Here is a 1,520-nt window from a genome sequence, read left to right as displayed (position 1 = left end):
TGGACATCCTGCGCGAGCTGATCGACGGCTCGACCGGCCGTTAACCAGGCGGAGGAAGGTCATCATGGCTCAATCTCGGCGAAGGAGTTTCGGGCCATGGGCGGAAATCAATAGCGCTGATGATTCAGTAAATTGTGTCCGGCTTCTCGATCTTGCGATGATTATCTGGCGATCATGTGGCACGATGCTCCTGTGAAACCGCGCTCGTCCCGCATGCTCGCCAGCGTCGCTTTAGCTTGCTCGGGTGGGGCGCAAGTCGCTGCCGGTCTCGTTGGTGGACTTCCTTGGCAGGTCGGATTTTTGCTCGTGACGGTGTTTTGCGCGGCTATCGGCACATGGCTGACGATCGCTCAGGTGCCTCCACGGCTGATCGGGGTCTCGTCGCTTCGTCATTTAAAAAAACTCGTCGATTACTCCAAATGGGGTCAGGATTCGGTTGCAAGATTGCGCTGATTGATAACGAAGGTGGTCAAACGTCGAAGATGCCCGATCGGTTGGTCGGTCGGAGGTACCACGGGCCTGTGGCCCGGGTGTGCACTTTGAAACTGATGGCACGTGGACATCCTGCGCGAGCTGATCGACGGCTCGACCGGCCGTTAACCGGCGGCGGCCTGCAGGCCGCGGCTGCCGATGCCGCGCAGGACCTCCACGCGGTCGGAGCCCGGGCGGCCGAGCACCCAGCTCGACCCGGGCACCGCCTTCGCGCGCTTCTTCAACGGCGCCAGCAGCCGCGAAACCTCCTGGTAGGAACGGATCACGTCGCTCGCACAGACCAGCGTCGCCAGCGACACCGTCACCGGCAGGCCGTCGGCCGACCAGCGGCGGTCCAGCAGGGCGCCCGCCACCGTGGCGATCTCGTCGACGTCGCAGACCACCAGGAAGTCGTCGCCGCCGACGTGGCTGACGCGCATCCGGCGCAGGGCGCCGGACAGCTCGGTCAGCGCCCCGCCCAGTTCGCGGATCAGGTTGTCGCCCGCGGCGAACCCCGCGGTGTCGTTGACCGCCTTGAAGCTGTCGATGTCGAGCCACGCCGCCACGAACGGCTCGCCGATGGTGATGCGGCGGGTGACGTCGCGGGCGACCGTGTCGCTGCCCGGCAGCCGGGTCAGCGGGTTCAGCGCCGCCGCGGCCTCGACCTTCGCCTCGGCCACCCCGCGCACCACCTCGGTCACCAGCACGACGCCGAGGCAGCGGCCCACCTCGTCGACCACGACGACGTCGTCGCCGGTGCGGCCCCAGTCGGCGTCGGTCACCAGCTCGAGGAACTCCATCGCGCCGGCACGGGCCTCGATCGTGTGCGGGGTGTCGGCCAGCCGCCCCGCCGGGCGCTTGGCGTGCAGCGCGTGGCCGTACGGGCCGGTCACCGCGACCAGGAACCGGGTCCGGTCGACCGACCAGCGCGGGCGGTTCAGCTCGTCCACCCCGACCACGCCGGACGGCGCGTCGGCCGCCGCGAGCACTTCGCGGACCTCGTCGCACGTGGCGGTTTCCGGCAGCGTCGTCGCCGGGCGCAGGAAGTC

The 1,520-nt window shown here is 68.2% G+C and carries 2 protein-coding genes; one reads left to right on the top strand and one right to left on the bottom strand.

Annotation, left to right across the window (positions count from 1 at the left end; all coding sequences use genetic code 11):
• Positions 1-213: 213 nt before the first annotated feature.
• Positions 214-453 carry a hypothetical protein gene (locus tag G3I65_RS05855; protein WP_160695194.1) on the top strand — a complete coding sequence of 80 codons (240 nt, stop codon included), beginning with the start codon at positions 214-216 and terminating at the stop codon, positions 451-453.
• A gap of 143 nt (positions 454-596) precedes the next feature.
• On the opposite strand, the gene G3I65_RS05850 is transcribed toward G3I65_RS05855, so the two are convergent.
• Positions 597-1,520 (bottom strand): diguanylate cyclase (locus G3I65_RS05850; protein ID WP_160695193.1); only part of this gene is annotated, 924 nt, incomplete at its 5' end.

The organism is Amycolatopsis sp. SID8362 (genome assembly GCF_010550475.1).
GTDB classification, from domain to species: domain Bacteria; phylum Actinomycetota; class Actinomycetes; order Mycobacteriales; family Pseudonocardiaceae; genus Amycolatopsis; species Amycolatopsis eburnea.
The sequence above is the reverse complement of the archived record's forward strand: the minus strand, read 5'-3'. Positions and strand labels throughout refer to the sequence as shown.

Coding starts and splice junctions, on each gene's coding strand:
- G3I65_RS05855 (WP_160695194.1), top strand. CDS start 214: ATGCTCGCCAGCGTCGCTTTAGCTTGCTCGGGTGGGGCGCAAGTCGCT.